This window comes from Burkholderia sp. FERM BP-3421, assembly GCF_028657905.1.
In the GTDB taxonomy this organism is placed as follows: Bacteria; Pseudomonadota; Gammaproteobacteria; order Burkholderiales; family Burkholderiaceae; genus Burkholderia.
The window spans coordinates 1,477,128-1,491,990 of record NZ_CP117781.1 but is presented as its reverse complement, the minus strand read 5'-3'; the positions used below and the strand labels follow the sequence as shown (position 1 = coordinate 1,491,990).

14 protein-coding genes and 1 pseudogene are annotated in these 14,863 nt (G+C 65.6%); 10 read left to right on the top strand and 5 right to left on the bottom strand.

All coding sequences use genetic code 11. From position 1 onward, the window contains the following. Nucleotides 1-20 precede the first annotated feature (20 nt). The 3 genes from Bsp3421_RS09555 to Bsp3421_RS09545 all read left to right on the top strand — a co-directional run bounded on the left by Bsp3421_RS09555 (nt 21) and on the right by Bsp3421_RS09545 (nt 2,106). The gene (locus Bsp3421_RS09555) at nt 21-464 is read left to right on the top strand and encodes a DUF4902 domain-containing protein (protein WP_273998254.1); all 444 of its coding nucleotides are present in this window, start codon (nt 21-23) and stop codon (nt 462-464) included. 206 nt (nt 465-670) lie between these two features. Then, complete coding sequence (locus Bsp3421_RS09550) at nt 671-1,282, top strand: acyl-homoserine-lactone synthase (protein ID WP_273998253.1); 612 nt, start codon at nt 671-673, stop codon at nt 1,280-1,282. A 44-nt stretch (nt 1,283-1,326) separates the two neighbouring features. After that, nucleotides 1,327-2,106: a hydroxymethylglutaryl-coenzyme A reductase gene (locus Bsp3421_RS09545; protein ID WP_273998252.1), complete on the top strand. Its 780-nt coding sequence runs from the start codon at nt 1,327-1,329 to the stop codon at nt 2,104-2,106. A gap of 5 nt (nt 2,107-2,111) precedes the next feature. Here Bsp3421_RS09545 and ribA read toward each other — a convergent pair whose 3' ends face one another. Continuing rightward, a complete protein-coding gene (gene ribA / locus Bsp3421_RS09540; RefSeq protein WP_273998251.1) occupies nt 2,112-2,771 on the bottom strand; it encodes a GTP cyclohydrolase II in 660 nt (219 codons plus the stop codon). Between the two features lie 170 nt (nt 2,772-2,941). Here ribA and Bsp3421_RS09535 point away from each other — a divergent pair, with 170 nt between their 5' ends. After that, nucleotides 2,942-3,406 carry a CBS domain-containing protein gene (locus Bsp3421_RS09535; RefSeq protein ID WP_273998250.1) on the top strand — a complete coding sequence of 155 codons (465 nt, stop codon included), beginning with the start codon at nt 2,942-2,944 and terminating at the stop codon, nt 3,404-3,406. A 162-nt stretch (nt 3,407-3,568) separates the two neighbouring features. Here the strand turns inward: Bsp3421_RS09535 and Bsp3421_RS09530 are convergent, their stop codons facing one another. Further along, entirely contained in the window at nt 3,569-3,901 is a 333-nt protein-coding gene (locus Bsp3421_RS09530) for a DUF4148 domain-containing protein (RefSeq protein WP_273998249.1), read from the bottom strand. A gap of 508 nt (nt 3,902-4,409) precedes the next feature. Between Bsp3421_RS09530 and Bsp3421_RS09525 the strand changes: the two genes are divergently transcribed. After that, the gene (locus tag Bsp3421_RS09525) at nt 4,410-4,808 is read left to right on the top strand and encodes a GreA/GreB family elongation factor (RefSeq protein ID WP_273998248.1); all 399 of its coding nucleotides are present in this window, start codon (nt 4,410-4,412) and stop codon (nt 4,806-4,808) included. A gap of 287 nt (nt 4,809-5,095) precedes the next feature. After that, nucleotides 5,096-6,190 (top strand): annotated as a pseudogene (locus Bsp3421_RS09520) (ISL3 family transposase). 64 nt (nt 6,191-6,254) lie between these two features. Here the strand turns inward: Bsp3421_RS09520 and Bsp3421_RS09515 are convergent. Continuing rightward, nucleotides 6,255-7,343, bottom strand: a complete 1,089-nt coding sequence (locus Bsp3421_RS09515) for a porin (RefSeq protein ID WP_273998247.1) — start codon at nt 7,341-7,343, stop codon at nt 6,255-6,257. Between the two features lie 557 nt (nt 7,344-7,900). Here Bsp3421_RS09515 and Bsp3421_RS09510 point away from each other — a divergent pair. From Bsp3421_RS09510 to Bsp3421_RS09500, 3 genes are all read left to right on the top strand, one after another. Continuing rightward, nucleotides 7,901-8,251 (top strand): hypothetical protein, encoded by a 351-nt coding sequence (locus Bsp3421_RS09510; RefSeq protein WP_273998246.1) that lies wholly within the window; start codon nt 7,901-7,903, stop codon nt 8,249-8,251. A gap of 1,479 nt (nt 8,252-9,730) precedes the next feature. Continuing rightward, complete coding sequence (locus tag Bsp3421_RS09505) at nt 9,731-10,591, top strand: MBL fold metallo-hydrolase (RefSeq protein WP_273998243.1); 861 nt, start codon at nt 9,731-9,733, stop codon at nt 10,589-10,591. 58 nt (nt 10,592-10,649) lie between these two features. Continuing rightward, nucleotides 10,650-11,882 (top strand): NAD(P)/FAD-dependent oxidoreductase, encoded by a 1,233-nt coding sequence (locus Bsp3421_RS09500; protein WP_273998242.1) that lies wholly within the window; start codon nt 10,650-10,652, stop codon nt 11,880-11,882. 19 nt (nt 11,883-11,901) lie between these two features. Here Bsp3421_RS09500 and Bsp3421_RS09495 read toward each other — a convergent pair whose 3' ends face one another. Together Bsp3421_RS09495 and Bsp3421_RS09490 are read right to left on the bottom strand one after the other, a co-directional pair. Further along, nucleotides 11,902-12,342, bottom strand: a complete 441-nt coding sequence (locus tag Bsp3421_RS09495; protein ID WP_273998241.1) for a DUF2867 domain-containing protein — start codon at nt 12,340-12,342, stop codon at nt 11,902-11,904. Beyond that, the gene (locus Bsp3421_RS09490) at nt 12,339-13,583 is read right to left on the bottom strand and encodes an MFS transporter (protein ID WP_273998239.1); all 1,245 of its coding nucleotides are present in this window, start codon (nt 13,581-13,583) and stop codon (nt 12,339-12,341) included. Before Bsp3421_RS09490 ends, Bsp3421_RS09495 begins: the two co-directional genes overlap by 4 nt. A 124-nt stretch (nt 13,584-13,707) precedes the next feature. Here Bsp3421_RS09490 and Bsp3421_RS09485 point away from each other — a divergent pair, with 124 nt between their 5' ends. Then, a complete protein-coding gene (locus Bsp3421_RS09485) occupies nt 13,708-14,667 on the top strand; it encodes a LysR family transcriptional regulator (protein WP_273998236.1) in 960 nt (319 codons plus the stop codon). Nucleotides 14,668-14,863 lie beyond the last annotated feature (196 nt).

The following is a 14,863-nucleotide window of genomic DNA, read 5'->3' as shown; positions in this document are numbered from 1 at the left end:
CGGACTGATACATTCCGCGCATGAATTCACCACTGCTTCATCGCTTCTGCGGCCCATCCGCCGACGGCTACGTGCGCGTGCCGCTGCATACGCTCGCCGAGTTGCCGCTCGTCCATGTCTCGTCCGGCCTCGATCCCTCGCTGCTGGTCGAACTGCGCACCTCGTCGATCGACGCGCGCCTCGCCGGCTACACCGAATGGGAACGCGCGCTGCGAGCGGGTGCAGCACACATCACGGTCGGCTGGGATTGGTACATCGACAGTACCACGGGTGCGCTCGTCATCGCTTGGGGCGACGTGCGCAGCAACGTGATGGGCGTCGACCGCCTCGGCGCCGACATCGGCATGGAGCCGACGGCGGCAGCCCTGTCACGCCGCCTCGCCCAGCTCAACTGGCCGTCCGCCGTCGCCGCGGCCGCCCTCGGTCAATTCGACGCTTATCGCACCGGCTCCACCCTGCAGTGACGCGCGCTCAGGCCGCGCGTTTCCAATCGTCCGAAACATTGCTGATTTATAAGCAAATAATCCGATCTTTTCAATCTGAATCTTACAGCGACAACCCCGGCAACGGTCTTGTTTCGTACAAATTCATCCTGTAAGGGTTGACAGTTACTTGTCCTCGGGGCGCGCGATGTAATGCGCCCATCCAAAAGCATAAACACGAGGACATCATGCAGACTTTCGTTCACGGCGACGGCCGCCTACCCAGCGATCTAGCCGCTGATCTGGGCCTATATCGACACCGGATCTTCGTCGAGCAACTGGGCTGGAAGCTGCCGTCGGCGGACGAAGCATTCGAGCGGGATCAGTATGATCGCGATGATACTGTTTATGTGTTCGCGCGCGACGAAGCCGGCAGCATCTGCGGCTGCGCGCGGCTCTTGCCGACGACCCGCCCGTACCTGCTGAAGGAACTGTTCCCGGACCTGCTCGCCGCCGACATGCCGGCGCCGCAATCGACCGCAGTGTGGGAATTGTCGCGCTTCGCCGCGAACACCGACGATCCCGCGCACGCGGGCAATCTCATGTGGGCGGTGAAACCGATGCTGGCCGCGGTGGTCGAGTGCGCGGCGCGGCGCGGCGCGCGGCAACTGATCGGGGTGACCTTCATGAGCATGGAGCGCCTGTTCCGCCGGATCGGCGTGCACGCCCACCGGGCCGGCCCCGCGCAGTCGATCGACGGCCGCATGGTGGTCGCCTGCTGGATCGATCTCGATCGCCAGACCCTGGCCGCCCTCGACCTGGACCCGGAACTCTGCGCGCCGCCCGCCGCGGCCGCGTGAGCACGCCGGCCGACTTGCCCCTGCCCGCTTCTGAAGGATTTTCGATGGATCATTCGTCGCTGTTCCGCGCGATGATGCCCGGGCTCGACAGCGATCCTGGCACCCGCATCGCCGTCGCCTACCCCGGCTTCGCCAATCGCCTGCCGCTCGCCCGCATCGACCGGCACGGGCTCGTGTTCCGCGCGCACGCGCCCTTGCCCCAGCCGTGGGGCCTGCCGCGCGCCGCGACGCTGTTTTCCGGTGAAGCGCCGCTGTGCACGCTGCGCCTCGTGATCCGCCAGGCCGAGATGCTCGGCGCGGACGAGCACGACCTGACGATGCACCCCTCGACCGCGCACGGCGACACGTTGTTCTGGCACGCGCTGCGCACGCACCGCCAGCTGCGCCCGGCCGAGCCGCCGCTCGCGCCGACCAGCCGCGACGCAGCACCTGAGGCGACGCAACATCCCACGGCCGCGCCGCCGACGGCCGAGCCGGGCATGCGCCTGTCGCGCAGCGCGGCGTTCCGGCTCGCGGATCGCGGCGACGCGCTGTTTTTCGCCGACTGGCTCGAGTACCACTTCGACGAGCTGCGCGCGCTCGCCCAGACGCGCGCGCCGCGCCTGCACCTGAACCAGCTGGAACGCTGCCTGAGCGACGACGAGGTCGGCGTGCGGTTCGTGTACGACATCGACGGCCATGCCGACCGCCACGTGCTCACCGACTGCGCGCAATATGCCTGCGACTGGATCCAGGCCGAGATGCGGCGCCGCTTCGGCCTGCCGATCGCGCAGGAGCGCTTCGGGCCGTACCAGGTACGGCGCGCGGGCCAGCTGGGCGGGTAAACCGCTTATTCGTTCTCGTTGAGGTAGTGCCCGAACTTGCTTTGCTTGGTGCGGATGTAGCGCTCGTTTTCCTCGCGCACGGGCACCGCGAGCGCAACCCGTTCGCAGACGGGAATCCCGTGCCTCGCCAGCGTATCGAACTTGTTCGGGTTATTGCTCATCAAGCGCACGGACGTGACCTTCAGGATCCGCAGGATCGCGGCCGCGGAATCGTATTCGCGCGCATCGTCCGGCAAGCCGAGATCGAGGTTCGCCTCGACCGTGTCGCGCCCCTGCTCCTGCAGCGCATAGGCGCGGATCTTGTTGCTCAGGCCGATGCCGCGCCCTTCGTGGCCGCGCAGGTACAAGAGCACGCCGCGCCCCTCGGCCGCGATGTAGCGCAGCGCGAGGTCGAGCTGTTCACCGCAATCGCAGCGATACGAACCGAATACGTCGCCCGTCAGGCACTCGGAATGCAGCCGGGTGAGCACGGACGACTGCCCGGCGACGTCGCCCATCACCAGCGCCAGATGTTCGGCCTCGCTGCCGTCGACCCGGAACGCATACGACGTGAAGGTTCCGTAGCGGGTCGGCAGCGTGGCCGTGGCGATGAGCGCCACGCACTCGTCGGCGGGCGCGGCAGCGGGTTGGGGCGACGGGGAAGTCGGAGGCGTCAGCGAATGCATGGAGCGAATGAACTTTAAAGTGTGATCTGAGTGATCTTGTTCTGTATGGTAGCCCGGCAGATTTTACCGTCAATCTCTTGCCCAGACTGCGCCCGCGCCGTATGTGGATCTATACTTGACTTGCCGACGCGGATACGCGACGCGCCCACCCAGCCTAATGGAGACAGCGTATGAGCACCACCGTCGCACAGATTCTCAAATCCAAGCCTGATCACGGCAACACGATCCACCTCGTCGCGAAAACGGCCTCGGTCTACGACGCGATCAAGCTGATGGCGGAGAAAGGGATCGGCGCGCTGCTCGTCGTCGACGGCGACGACATCGCCGGCATCGTCACGGAACGCGATTACGCGCGCAAGGTCGTGTTGCTCGACCGCTCGTCGAAGGCCACGCGCGTCGAGGAGATCATGACGGCCAAGGTGCGCTACGTCGAACCGTCGCAGACCTCCGACGAATGCATGGCATTGATGACCACGCATCGGATGCGCCACCTGCCCGTGATCGATCAGGGCAAGCTCGTCGGCCTCGTCTCGATCGGCGATCTCGTGAAAAGCGTGATCGCCGACCAGCAGTTCACGATCAGCCAGCTCGAACACTACATCCACGGCACGCCGGCCACGTCGTCGACCGAGTAAGTCCGCCGCATTCCGCAAAAAATGCCCAAACGCAGGGCGTCTGGGCAAAGCCGCCGGAATGCGGCGACGGAGGTTCCGTTATCGGATTCGCGCATCCGTGCAGCCGTCGGCTGCGCGGATCGCACGCGGGCGGGCGTCGGACCGCGCTCGCCCGGCCGCTTCTCAATGACCGAAGTAGATCGAGTTCGGCGAGCTGGGCGCCACGACGATGCGACGGCCGGATTGCGTCTCGTTGACCGGCTGCACGCCATAGCCGCTGGTGTCGGCGTGGGTCAGGGTCTGCGGCGCCGACTGCGCGCGCCGCTCCGCGGCCTGGATGTTGTCGGGATACTGCGAATCGCTGGCTTCGGGCCGATAACCCTTCTGCTCCAGCTGGATCAGGTCGGCGCGCACTTCCGCGCGGGTGACGGGCTGCTGCGTGTCCGACTGGGCGAACGCCGCGAGCGGCGCGGCAAGGATCGAGGCGGCAACGGCGGCATAGACGAATGACTTCATGGTAATTCCCTCCGTGATCTTGTATTGACCTCGCCCCGGGCACCAATGTCTGAAGCGATTGAGTTGAGTCTAGTCAGCGCACGAACAAGGGGAAACCCCTAGTTTCGACATAGACTGTTGCACCAGTGGCAAATATAAATCGCCACACTCGGTATATAGCCCCTTCAATTAATTCATTTTGGCAACAATATGAAAGCTGGAGGAGGTGTCGAGGCGCCGTGCCCGCCTGAGATGTTGTATAGTCGTAAGGATCATCTGCCTTACAACTTAACGGCTTCGCTCATGCGCACCCCACCCGCTCACGCCTTCCAGCCGCGCCCGCCTGGCGCGGCGCGCGCGTGCGCGCTCGCGCATCCCCGTTTTCGACACACGGCCCCGGCACCGCTCGCCGCAGCCCGGCGCCCGACCTGACAGCCCTCTCCCCTGAACCGGAGCCGCGTCGGTCAGGCTCCGGGCGATCCTCGCTGGCCTGCCTTATCCGCCTTTGCCGATCCATTGGAGAACCGACATGAAAAAACGCATCTGCCAACTGACCGAACTCGACGTCGCCCGCCTCGAAAAGCACGCCGAACACCAACCCCGTTTCCAGGACATGCTGGACGCGCTGCTCGAACGCGCGGACATCGTCCAGCCGAGCGCGATCAAGCCGACCATCGTGACGATGAATTCGCAGATCACCTTGACCGACGAAACGACCCAGGACAGCATGACCTGGACCATCGAGTACCCTGACGCCGCCAACCTCGAAGCAGGCCGCCTGAACGTGTTTACGCCCGTCGGCATGGCATTGCTGGGCGCGCAGCACGGCGAACTCGTGAAAATCACGCTGCCGAACGGCGCGGACAAGACCATGAAGGTCGCGGAAATCGTGTTCCAGCCGGAAGCGAGCGGCGATTACACGCGCTGAGCGAACGCCGAAAGGGACGGATCAAGCAAGCAGAGAGGGCCAAGCGCCCTCTTTTTTATGCCCGGCGCGCGCGGGCATAAAAAAAGGTTCATCGCGGGAAACCGTGGAAGCTTTGGGTGCAGTTGGTAATCTGACGCCAGTGGAAACGGGCGTTGGAGGCCAAATTGCTGGATCGCAAAGCACTACAGGCATTGGGATGCTGGACGGGCTACCGGGTTGAGCGAGTGGAATGGCCGTCGGAGGCAAGCCGAACCCTGTCTCTGTATCTCAAGCCGGTCAGCAAAGTGATGGTCTGCGAGCAATGCGGCAAACGGTGCCAGCAGATTCACGAGACGACCGTTCGGCGGGTGCGGGATCTGCCCTTATTTGAATACCGGGTGGTGCTCCATGTGCCGCGCCGACGAGTCTGGTGCGACCACTGCGGCGGCCCTCGGTTGGAGAGGCTGGATTGGCTGGGGCGTTACCAACGGGTCACTGCCCGCTTTGCCAAGGCCTGCGAGATCTTGCTGAAGTCCGCCAGCGTACAGGCTGTTGCTGCGTTCTATGGTCTGAATTGGCACACTGTCAAATCGATCGACAAAGCCAGTTTGCAAGCCAGCATTGTTGAGCCGGATTGGGAACAGGTGCGGTATCTGGCCATGGACGAGTTTGCGCTCCACAAGGGCCATCGCTATGCCACCGTGGTTGTTGAGCCGATCAGCCGGCAAGTGCTATGGATCGGCCAGGGCCGCTCACGCGAAACCGCCCGAGCCTTCTTCGAGCAGCTTCCGAAGGCGTTGCCGAGCGCATCGAGGCGGTCGCCATCGATATGACGACCGCCTATGACGGAAATCAAGGCGAACTGCCCGCAGGCGGAAGTCGTCTATGACTTGTTCCACGTGGTGGCCAAGTACGGACGTGAAGTCATTGACCGGGTACGAGTCGATCAGGCCAATCAGCTTCGGCACGACCGTCCTGCGCGCAAAGTACTGAAGTCGAGCCGCTGGCTGCTGCTGCGCAATCGCCAGAACTTGCGGGCAGATCAGGCGGTACATCTGAATGAACTGCTGGAAGCCAACCAGCCGTTGCTGTGCGTCTATCTGCTACGCGATGAACTCAAGCGACTCTGGTTCTACCAGAGACCCGCCTGGGCTCAGAAGGCATGGGGACAATGGATCAGGCAGGCTCAGCAGAGCGGCATTACGCCGCTCAAACTGTTCGCTGAACGCCTGCAAAGCTACTGGCACGGCATTCTGGCTCGCTGCAAACACCCGCTCAATACCAGCGTCGTCGAAGGCATCAACAACACCATCAAGGTCATCAAGCGTCGGGCCTACGGCTACCGGGATGAGGAATACTTCTTCCTCAAGATCCGCGCTGCCTTCCCCGGTAATCCGCAATGAACCAAAAAAAAGCCGCCCGAAGGCGGCTTTTTCAAAGGCCGGACGAATCCGGCCGTCGTCATGCTTAGAAGCGGTGACGCAGACCAACCGTTGCTGCGGTTTGGTTGATCGACGAGCTGAACGGCGTGGTGACGTCGCCGTTGTAGATCGACGCGCCAGCGTTCTTCGACGAACGTTGGTACACAGCTTGCGCGTACACGTCGGTGCGCTTCGACAGCGAGTAGTCAGCCTGCAGGCCGAATTGGTTCCAGTGCGCGCTTTGCGAACCCAGCTTGGCGTTCGTGTAGGTGTAAGCAGCGCCCAGGCCCAGAGCCGGCGTCAGGTTGTACTTTGCGTTGACTTCGTAGTTGTCAGCGCGGATCGACTGTGCCAGGACCGTCGTGTTGTCCAGACGCGATTGCGTCCATGCTGCGCCGATTTGCGCCGGGCCGAATGCGTAGCCTGCTGCTGCACCGTACACGCGGGTGCGGCCTTGGCCTGCGAACAGCGAACCGGTGGTGATCGCGCCGTTGGTGTTCGCGTCGCCCGGGTTGTTCGCTTGCGAGTAAGCTGCTGCCAGCTTCAGGCCTTGGAACTGGTACGCTGCGCCTGCGCTGTACGCACGGTTGTCACCGAAGTTCGAGTTGTTCGAGAACGAGTACGTGCCGCCGAATTGCAGGCCAGCGTAGTTCGCGCTCGTGAACTTCACCGAGTTGTTCGGCGAGTAACCGTTGTTCGTGCTCAGGTTGTCGTTGTTCAGCGGGTGAGCGAAGTACGTGCCGCCCCAGCTGCCCGTTGCGGTCAGCGGTGCCAGGTAGTCTTGCACGGAGTCATACTGCTTACCCAGCGTGACGGTGCCGTAGTTGCTCGACAGGCCGACGAACGCTTGACGGTTGAACATCCCGCCACCGTTGCGGAATTGGCCGTTACCGATGTTGAAACCGCTTTCCAACGTGAAGATTGCCTTCAGGCCGCCACCCAGGTCTTCCGTACCACGCAGGCCGAAGCGGCTTTGATCAATACCCGTGCCCATCGACCACAGCGACTTGCTGGCGACATTGCTTTGGTACGTGATGCCCGCGTCCAGCACGCCGTACAGCGTGACGCTGCTTTGTGCGTGTGCGACGGTTGCGAACGATGCTGCAGCTGCTGCAACGATCAGAGTCTTTTTCATTCGTGGAGCTCCCTTTTAAAAAAGGCAGGCCTTGCGACCTCGTTTCGATAAACGGTCAGCAACCGCCCGGAAGCGCCATGTCGTACTGCTCTACTGCCTATGGCCGCGCCCGGATGGTTGCCCGTTCTGGGAACCGTGAGTTTAGGGGTGTACCCTAGGCGCGCCATTCGCAAATAAAGAAATAAGCTTTTCCAGAACTAGAAATAATAGCAATGCTAGTCTGTTATAAGTATTTGTTTTAACGGCTTTTTTTGACCTCTTGACGAGGTCTTTTTGATGGGTTCCAGCGTGCCATTCCTGTGTGTCACCGTCTTGACGGTTGCATAGAAACAACAAACGTAATGGAATGAAACAGCCAAATCAGCATTTTTTACCGACTCCCTTCGCTGCGCAAGCCCTTCTTCCGGGCGCCCCGCCGCCACGGACGGCCCGTTGCCGCCGCAACGGGCCGTCACGACATGCTGTAATGGCCGTAACCCGCGCCGTAACGTCCGGGCAGCCGCGCTGCGCGATGGTGAAGTCCATCCCCCTTCGCCTACCCATTCGCCGGGAATGCCATGAACCGTCGTCACTGCTTGCTCGCGCTGTGCGCGGCCGTCCTTGCCCTGCCGATCCGGCACGCCAACGCGCAGCGGCCGCCACCGCCCGACCATGGCCCTCGTCCCGGCCGGCCGCCGCATCCCAACCGCCCGAACCGCCCGCCACCGCCGCATCGCCATGACCGGCGTCCACCGCCGCCGCGCCACCACGGCTATCTCTGGACCGACGGCTACTGGCGCTGGCAGCACGGCCGCTATATATGGATACCCGGCCGCTGGATCGCCGTCCGCCCAGGTCATCGCTGGGTGCCCGGCTACTGGCGCCACCATGGATCCAGTTGGATCTACATCGACGGCCGCTGGCAATGATCCGTGCGGCGGACCGGCCGGCGGTCGGCCCGCCGGTCCGCGCAACGCGGGATGAACCGAAGCACGCGATCCTCGCCGTCGTCGCGGGTCGAATCGAATCCAGCTATATATAGGCAGTCCATTTCCCGCCCAGCCGGAAGTCCGCCGGCTCGCGCGAATCGACACGCCGACGGCGCACCGCTCGCGAACCCACGCGCAGCAGGTTTCGTCGAACGACGCGGCGACCGCCCGCGCGCCGTCGGAATCGCCGGGCCATACGCCCTACGCGAACACGCGTGCCTGAGTGGCGCACGACAGGGCATTCGCCACTCAGGCACGCACTCGCACCAGCCGCGCCGCGCACGAAATGCATCGGGCTCGGCCTACGTCGGCCCCGTTCCCGCGTCGCACACCCGATGCATCATGCCGATTGGGCGCTGCTGCACCCCAACCGTCCGTGCACGCCGTCGAGATCGCGCCAATAGGCCGCCAAACACATATGCCCTACGCGAGCACGCACGACTGACTCGCCCGTCACACCCGCCACCCCGTCCATGAAATGCATCGTGCGCCACCTGCCATCGATCCCATTCCCGCGTCGCGCGCTCGATGCATCATGCGGATCGGGCGCTCCCGCCCCAACCGCCCGCGCACGCTGCCGAAATCGCGCCAATAGGCTGCCAAACATATATGCCCTACGCGAGCACGCACGACTGACTCGCCCGTCACACCCGCCACCCCGCGTACGACATGCATCGTGCGACGCTCGCCACCGATCCCATTCCCGCATCGCATACCCGATGCATCATCCCGATCGAGCGCTGCCGCATTCCAACCGTCCGTGCACACCGTCGAGATCGCACCGATAGGCCGCAAGTCCATATGCCCTCCGCAAGCACGCACAACCGACTCGCCCGTCACACCCGCCACCCCGCGTACGACATGCATCGTGCGACGCTCGCCACCGATCCCATTCCCGCATCGCATACCCGATGCATCATCCCGATCGAACGCTGCCGCATTCCAACCGCCCGTGCACACCGCCGAGATCGCACCGATAGGCCGCCAAGTCCATATGCCCTCCGCAAGCACGCACGACCGACTCGCCCGTCACACCCGCCACCCCGCGTACGACATGCAACGTGCGACGCTCGCCACCGATCCCATTCCCGCATCGCATACCCGATGCATCATCCCGATCGAGCGCTGCCGCATTCCAACCGTCCGTGCACACCGTCGAGATCTCACCGATAGGCCGCCAAGTCCATATGCCCTCCGCAAGCACGCACGACCGACTCGCCCGTCAACCCCGTCACCCCGCCCATGAAATGCATCGTGCGCCGCCTGCCACCGATTCCATTCCCGCCTCGCACGCCCGATGCATCATCCCGATCGAGCGCTGCCGCATCCCCGCGCCACCTCGCGCTGAAACGGTTCCGCCCGCCGTTGCACACGGCGCGCGGTTGCACATTCCCCGCAATTGAGCGACCCTCTCGCCTCATGAAACCGACCATCGAAGCCTTCCACGATCCCGTCACCTCGACGCTCAGCTACGTCGTGCATGCCGGCCGCGCAACACCCTGCGCGATCGTCGACGCCGTGCTCGACTACGAGCCGCACGCGGGCCGCACCTCGACCCGCTCCGCCGACCGGATCGTCGATTACGTCCGCGCGCACGACCTGCGCGTCGAATGGCTGCTCGAAACGCACGCGCACGCCGACCACATCTCCGCCGCCCCGTATCTGCGCGCGCATCTCGGCGGCAAGATCGCGATCGGCGAGCAGATCCGCGCCGTGCAACGGATCTTCGGTCCGGTCTTCCACCTCGAACCGGCCTTCCTGCCCGACGGCTCGCAGTTCGACCACCTGTTCCACGAAGGCGAATGCTTCAGCGTCGGCGCGCTGCAAGCGAGCGTCATGCACGTGCCGGGCCATACGCCCGCCGACGTCGCGTACCACTTCGACGGCGTCGCGTTCGTCGGCGACACGCTGTTCATGCCCGACGTCGGCACCGCGCGCTGCGATTTCCCCGGCGGCGATGCGCATACGCTCTACCAGTCGATCCAGCGCCTGCTCGCGCTGCCCGACGAGACGCAGCTCTACATGTGCCACGACTATCCGCCCGACGGTCGCGCGCTGCGCTGGCACACGACGGTCGCCGAACAGCGCGCGGCCAACGTGCACGTCGGCGGCGCGATCGCAGAAGCGGACTTCATCGCGATGCGCACCGCCCGCGACCGCACGCTCGGCATGCCGACGCTGATCATCCCGTCGATCCAGCTCAACATCCAGGCCGGCAAGCTGCCCGAGCCGGACAGCAACGGCACCCGCTACCTCAAGATTCCGCTCGACGTCCTCTAGCCGCACGCCCGCGGACGGCCCGCGCGCCGCCCGCTTTCCCTATTCCATTCGATCGCCCATGACTTCTTCCTCCCTGACTTCCCGTTCATTCGACATCGTCGTGGTCGGCGGCGGCGCGGCCGGCATCGGCGTCACCGCCAGCCTGCTCAAGCGCCGCCGCGATCTGCGGATCGCCATCGTCGAACCCAGCGACCGCCATTACTATCAGCCGGCCTGGACCCTGGTCGGCGGCGGCGCCTACGACATCGACAAGACCGTACGCCCGACCGAATCCCTGATCCCGCGCGGCGCGCACTGGATCCGCGCCCGCGCCGCGCGCTTCGAGCCCGACCAGAACCACGTCGTGCTCGACGACGGCGCCGTGCTCGACTACCAGCAACTGATCGTCTGTCCCGGCCTGCAACTCGCATGGGATCGGATCGACGGCCTGGAGGCGACCCTCGGGCGCAACGGCGTGACCTCGAACTATCGTTTCGACCTCGCCCCCTATACGTGGGAATGCGTGCAGGCGCTCAAGCAGGGCCGCGCGCTGTTCACGCAGCCGGCGATGCCGATCAAGTGCGCGGGCGCGCCGCAAAAGGCCATGTATCTCGCGTGCGATCACTGGCGACGCACCGGCGTGCTCGATCGCATCGAGGTCGAATTCGACAACGCCGGCGCGGTGCTGTTCGGGGTCGCGGCCTTCGTGCCGCCGTTGATGGAATACGTCGAGCGCTATCGCGCGCAACTGGCGTTCAACTCGAATCTCGTCGCGGTCGACGGCCCGAAGCGCATCGCCACCTTCGACGTGAAGGACGCGAACGGCCAGGTCAGCCGCATCGACAAGCCGTTCGACCTGCTGCACGTGGTCCCGCCGCAGATCGCGCCGGACTTCGTGCGCGCAAGCCCGCTCGCGAATGCCGACGGCTGGTGCGAGGTCGACCAGGAGACGCTGCGGCACCCGCGCTATCCGAACGTGTTCGCGCTCGGCGATGTGTGCTCCGCGCCCAACGCGAAAACCGCCGCCGCCGCGCGCAAGCAGATCGTGATCGTCGCGCGCAACCTGCTCGCGGTCCGCGACGGCGCGCAGCCGGCCACGCGCTACGACGGCTACGGCGCCTGCCCGCTCACGGTCGAGAAAGGCCGCATCGTGCTCGCGGAATTCGGCTACGGCGGCAAGCTGCTGCCGACCTTCCCGCTCGATCCGCTGGTGCCGCGCCGCACCGCCTGGTACCTGAAGACCACCGTGCTGCCCTGGCTCTACTGGAACGGCATGCTGAAAGGCCACGAGTGGCTGACGCGGGTGCCGTGAGCCACGCGCCCCCGCGCCGTCACGCGCCGGACAAGCCGATCTGCGTGGCGACGTGCGCCGCGATCAGGCGGTGGAACGGCATGATCGCCGCCAGGTAGCCGCGCCCCAGCAGGTTGTGCGTGCGCACGATCGTCGTGATCGTCGCACGCCCGTCCGCAACGACGACCGCGACGCGGAAATCCAGGTGGTAGTCGTCGAAGCCCATCAACACCTCGCGCGGCGATTGCTGCAACACCGGAAAGCGCGCCCCGTGCGCGGGTTTCAACGCGACCAGCATCCCGAGCCGGTTGCGCAGCACGAGCAGCACGCGCAACCAGAGCGGGCTGTCCGCGAACATCCGGTCCGCCGCGGCAATCGCGTCGATACCGGCCGGCGCCGCCACCTGATAGGCGTCGGCGAAATCGAACCCGGGAAGGATGCGCGCGCAATCAATCTCGGGAACAACGGATCGGGCCTTCATTGAACGACTCCTGGATGATCGGTTTGACTGGCCGGCGCGCCGTTCCGCACGACGGCAAAACAGAGTAACGCAAGCGCCGCAAGCACGCCGCCCGTCATGCAGACGCCCGGCCAGCCCGCCCACGCGTACAGCCGCAGCGACAGCTGCGATCCCAGCGCGGCCCCGACGAAGTTGCAGGTCATCGCGCCCGCCGTCAGGCGGCTGCGCGCGTCGGGGCGGCGTCGATACAGCAGCCCGAGGCTGGTGACGTGCACGCCCTGGATCGCACAATCGAGCAGCACGATGCCGACCACGAGCGCCCATGGCGACACTGTGCCGCAGGCCAGCGGCAGCCATGACGCCAGCAACAGCGCGAGCCCGCCCCAGGTCGCGCGATCGCCGCGACCGCGATCGACGAGCCTGCCGAACCAGCCGACGCTCCACGCTCCGGCCGCGCCCGCGAGACCGAACAGGCCGATCGCCGCGCTCGAATAGCGATACGGCGGCGCGGACAGCAGGAACGTGAGCGGCGTCCACATCAGGCTGAACGAGGCGAACAGCATGACGCCGAGCAGCGAGCGCGTGCGCACGAGCGGCTCGTCGACATACAGCCGCAGCGTGGAAGCCAACAGGCGCGGATAGGAGGCGCCGCCCGTCGCGGCCACGCGCGGCAGCATGCGCCAGAGCGCGGCGGACAGCACGAGCATCGCCGCCGCCGCGATGCGGTACACGAGCCGCCAGTCGCCCAGATCGGCCAGGATGCCGGCGAACACGCGCGCGAGCAGGATGCCCAGCAGCAGGCCGCTCATCACCGTGCCGACGGCCTTGCCACGCGCGTCGGGCGCAGCCAGCGCCGACGCCAGCGGCAACAGCACTTGCGCCACCACCGACAGCCCCCCGGTCATCGCCGTGCCGAGCAGCATCACCGGCAGGCTCGGCGCATGCGCGGTCACGAGCAATCCCACGGCCGACAAGGCGGTCATCAGCACGACGAGGCCGCGCCGCCCGACCAGATCGCCGAGCGGCACGAGCAGCAGCAACCCCATCGCGTAGCTCAGTTGCGCAACGGTCACGATGCCGCCCGCCTCGGTGGCCGATACGCCGAAGTGCGCGCTGATCGCCTGCAGCAGCGGCTGTGCGTAGTAATTGCTCGCGACCGCGCATCCGACCGTGATCGCCATCAGCCGCACGACGGCCGCGCTCAAGTAGGCCTGGCCCTCGCCCGATGCAGGGCGGGCAGCGGGTTTCAGCTTGGATTTCATGACACTCCGTTCGTCGTGGTCGGGAGTGTCAAGTTAGAGCGGGCACGTAGGAAGCTCAATTCGCGGATATCGATATGCTTTATCTGCTTTTTCCTATAATGCCGATTTCCATTTCGAGGCCGCGATGCCGCGTCATGTCGCCCTGGAGCAGCTCGACTTCCGTTTGCTGAAGGTGTTCGTCACGTTGTATCGCGAACGTCACGTCGGCCGCGCGGCCGATCTGCTCGGCATGTCCCAGCCCGCGGTCTCGACGCTGCTCGCGCGCCTGCGGCAGATCGCCGGCGATCCGCTCTTCACGCGCAGCGCGCAGGGCATGCAGCCGAGCGCGCTCGCGTGCCAATGGGCCGATCCCATCGCGACCGCGCTCGGCGCGCTGGAATCCGCGCTCAACGTGCCGTCCGGTTTCGACCCGTCCACCTCGCGGCGCACGTTCTCGCTCTATATGACCGACGTCGGCCAGGCGCTGCTGCTCAACCGGATCGTCGCGCGCCTCGGCAAGCACGCGCCGGACGTGCGGATCCAGGTCGTCGGCGCCTGGGACGGCGCGCTCGCGGAACGCCTCGCCGACGGCCAGCTCGACGTCGCGTTCGGCTGGATTCCGCAGCTCAAGGCGAGCAAGACCAGCACGCTGTTGTTCAAGGATCGCTATGTCGGGGTTCAGGCCCCCCGCGCCCCGGCGGATGCCGCGCGGCGCTACGCGGTCGCGAACGTGCCGCACTCCGCCCATCAGATCGTGATCGAACGCATGCGCGCGCTGGGCATCCAGCCCTCGCTCGTCGTACCCAGCTTCTTCATGCTGCCGGAAGTGCTCGCGCATACCGCCCTCACCGCCGTGCTGCCGGAGCGGCTCGTCCAGCAACTCGCGCAGCAGCGCGGCGTGGCGCTGCGCGTCGTCGAATTGCCGTTCCGGCTGCCGCAGATCAGCATCCGCCTGCACTGGTCGGTCCGCACCTGGCGCGACGAAGGCATCGACTGGCTGCGCGACCAGATCGTCGCGAGCGCCGCCGCGCTTCCGCCATTGCGACGGCCGGGTGCGCGCGGCGCGACGCGCAGCGGGCCCCGGCGCGCCCGAAGCGCTCAGTAAGAATTGCCGGGCGCGTCGCCGCGGCAAAACGCCGTGCTCCGGCATGGCGATCTCGCGTCGCACCATCCTCGTCGGCGTCACGCCGCGCGCCTTCGCCGGATCGTCGATGCTGCGATCCAACATGAGCGCGTTCCGGTTGTTCCGGACTTCGATGCATTTCTCCCTCGTCAATGCATGCGCCGTTCGGTCGTACACG

Excerpts from the sequence above, each read along its gene's own strand:
- Bsp3421_RS09535 (WP_273998250.1), top strand. The coding sequence starts at position 2,942 with ATGAGCACCACCGTCGCACAGATTCTCAAATCCAAGCCTGATCACGGC.
- Bsp3421_RS09505 (WP_273998243.1), top strand. The coding sequence starts at position 9,731 with ATGAAACCGACCATCGAAGCCTTCCACGATCCCGTCACCTCGACGCTC.
- Bsp3421_RS09555 (WP_273998254.1), top strand. The coding sequence starts at position 21 with ATGAATTCACCACTGCTTCATCGCTTCTGCGGCCCATCCGCCGACGGC.
- Bsp3421_RS09525 (WP_273998248.1), top strand. The coding sequence starts at position 4,410 with ATGAAAAAACGCATCTGCCAACTGACCGAACTCGACGTCGCCCGCCTC.
- Bsp3421_RS09515 (WP_273998247.1), bottom strand. The coding sequence starts at position 7,343 with ATGAAAAAGACTCTGATCGTTGCAGCAGCTGCAGCATCGTTCGCAACC.
- Bsp3421_RS09500 (WP_273998242.1), top strand. The coding sequence starts at position 10,650 with ATGACTTCTTCCTCCCTGACTTCCCGTTCATTCGACATCGTCGTGGTC.
- Bsp3421_RS09550 (WP_273998253.1), top strand. The coding sequence starts at position 671 with ATGCAGACTTTCGTTCACGGCGACGGCCGCCTACCCAGCGATCTAGCC.
- Bsp3421_RS09545 (WP_273998252.1), top strand. The coding sequence starts at position 1,327 with ATGGATCATTCGTCGCTGTTCCGCGCGATGATGCCCGGGCTCGACAGC.
- Bsp3421_RS09495 (WP_273998241.1), bottom strand. The coding sequence starts at position 12,342 with ATGAAGGCCCGATCCGTTGTTCCCGAGATTGATTGCGCGCGCATCCTT.
- Bsp3421_RS09485 (WP_273998236.1), top strand. The coding sequence starts at position 13,708 with ATGCCGCGTCATGTCGCCCTGGAGCAGCTCGACTTCCGTTTGCTGAAG.
- ribA (WP_273998251.1), bottom strand. The coding sequence starts at position 2,771 with ATGCATTCGCTGACGCCTCCGACTTCCCCGTCGCCCCAACCCGCTGCC.
- Bsp3421_RS09510 (WP_273998246.1), top strand. The coding sequence starts at position 7,901 with ATGAACCGTCGTCACTGCTTGCTCGCGCTGTGCGCGGCCGTCCTTGCC.
- Bsp3421_RS09530 (WP_273998249.1), bottom strand. The coding sequence starts at position 3,901 with ATGAAGTCATTCGTCTATGCCGCCGTTGCCGCCTCGATCCTTGCCGCG.
- Bsp3421_RS09490 (WP_273998239.1), bottom strand. The coding sequence starts at position 13,583 with ATGAAATCCAAGCTGAAACCCGCTGCCCGCCCTGCATCGGGCGAGGGC.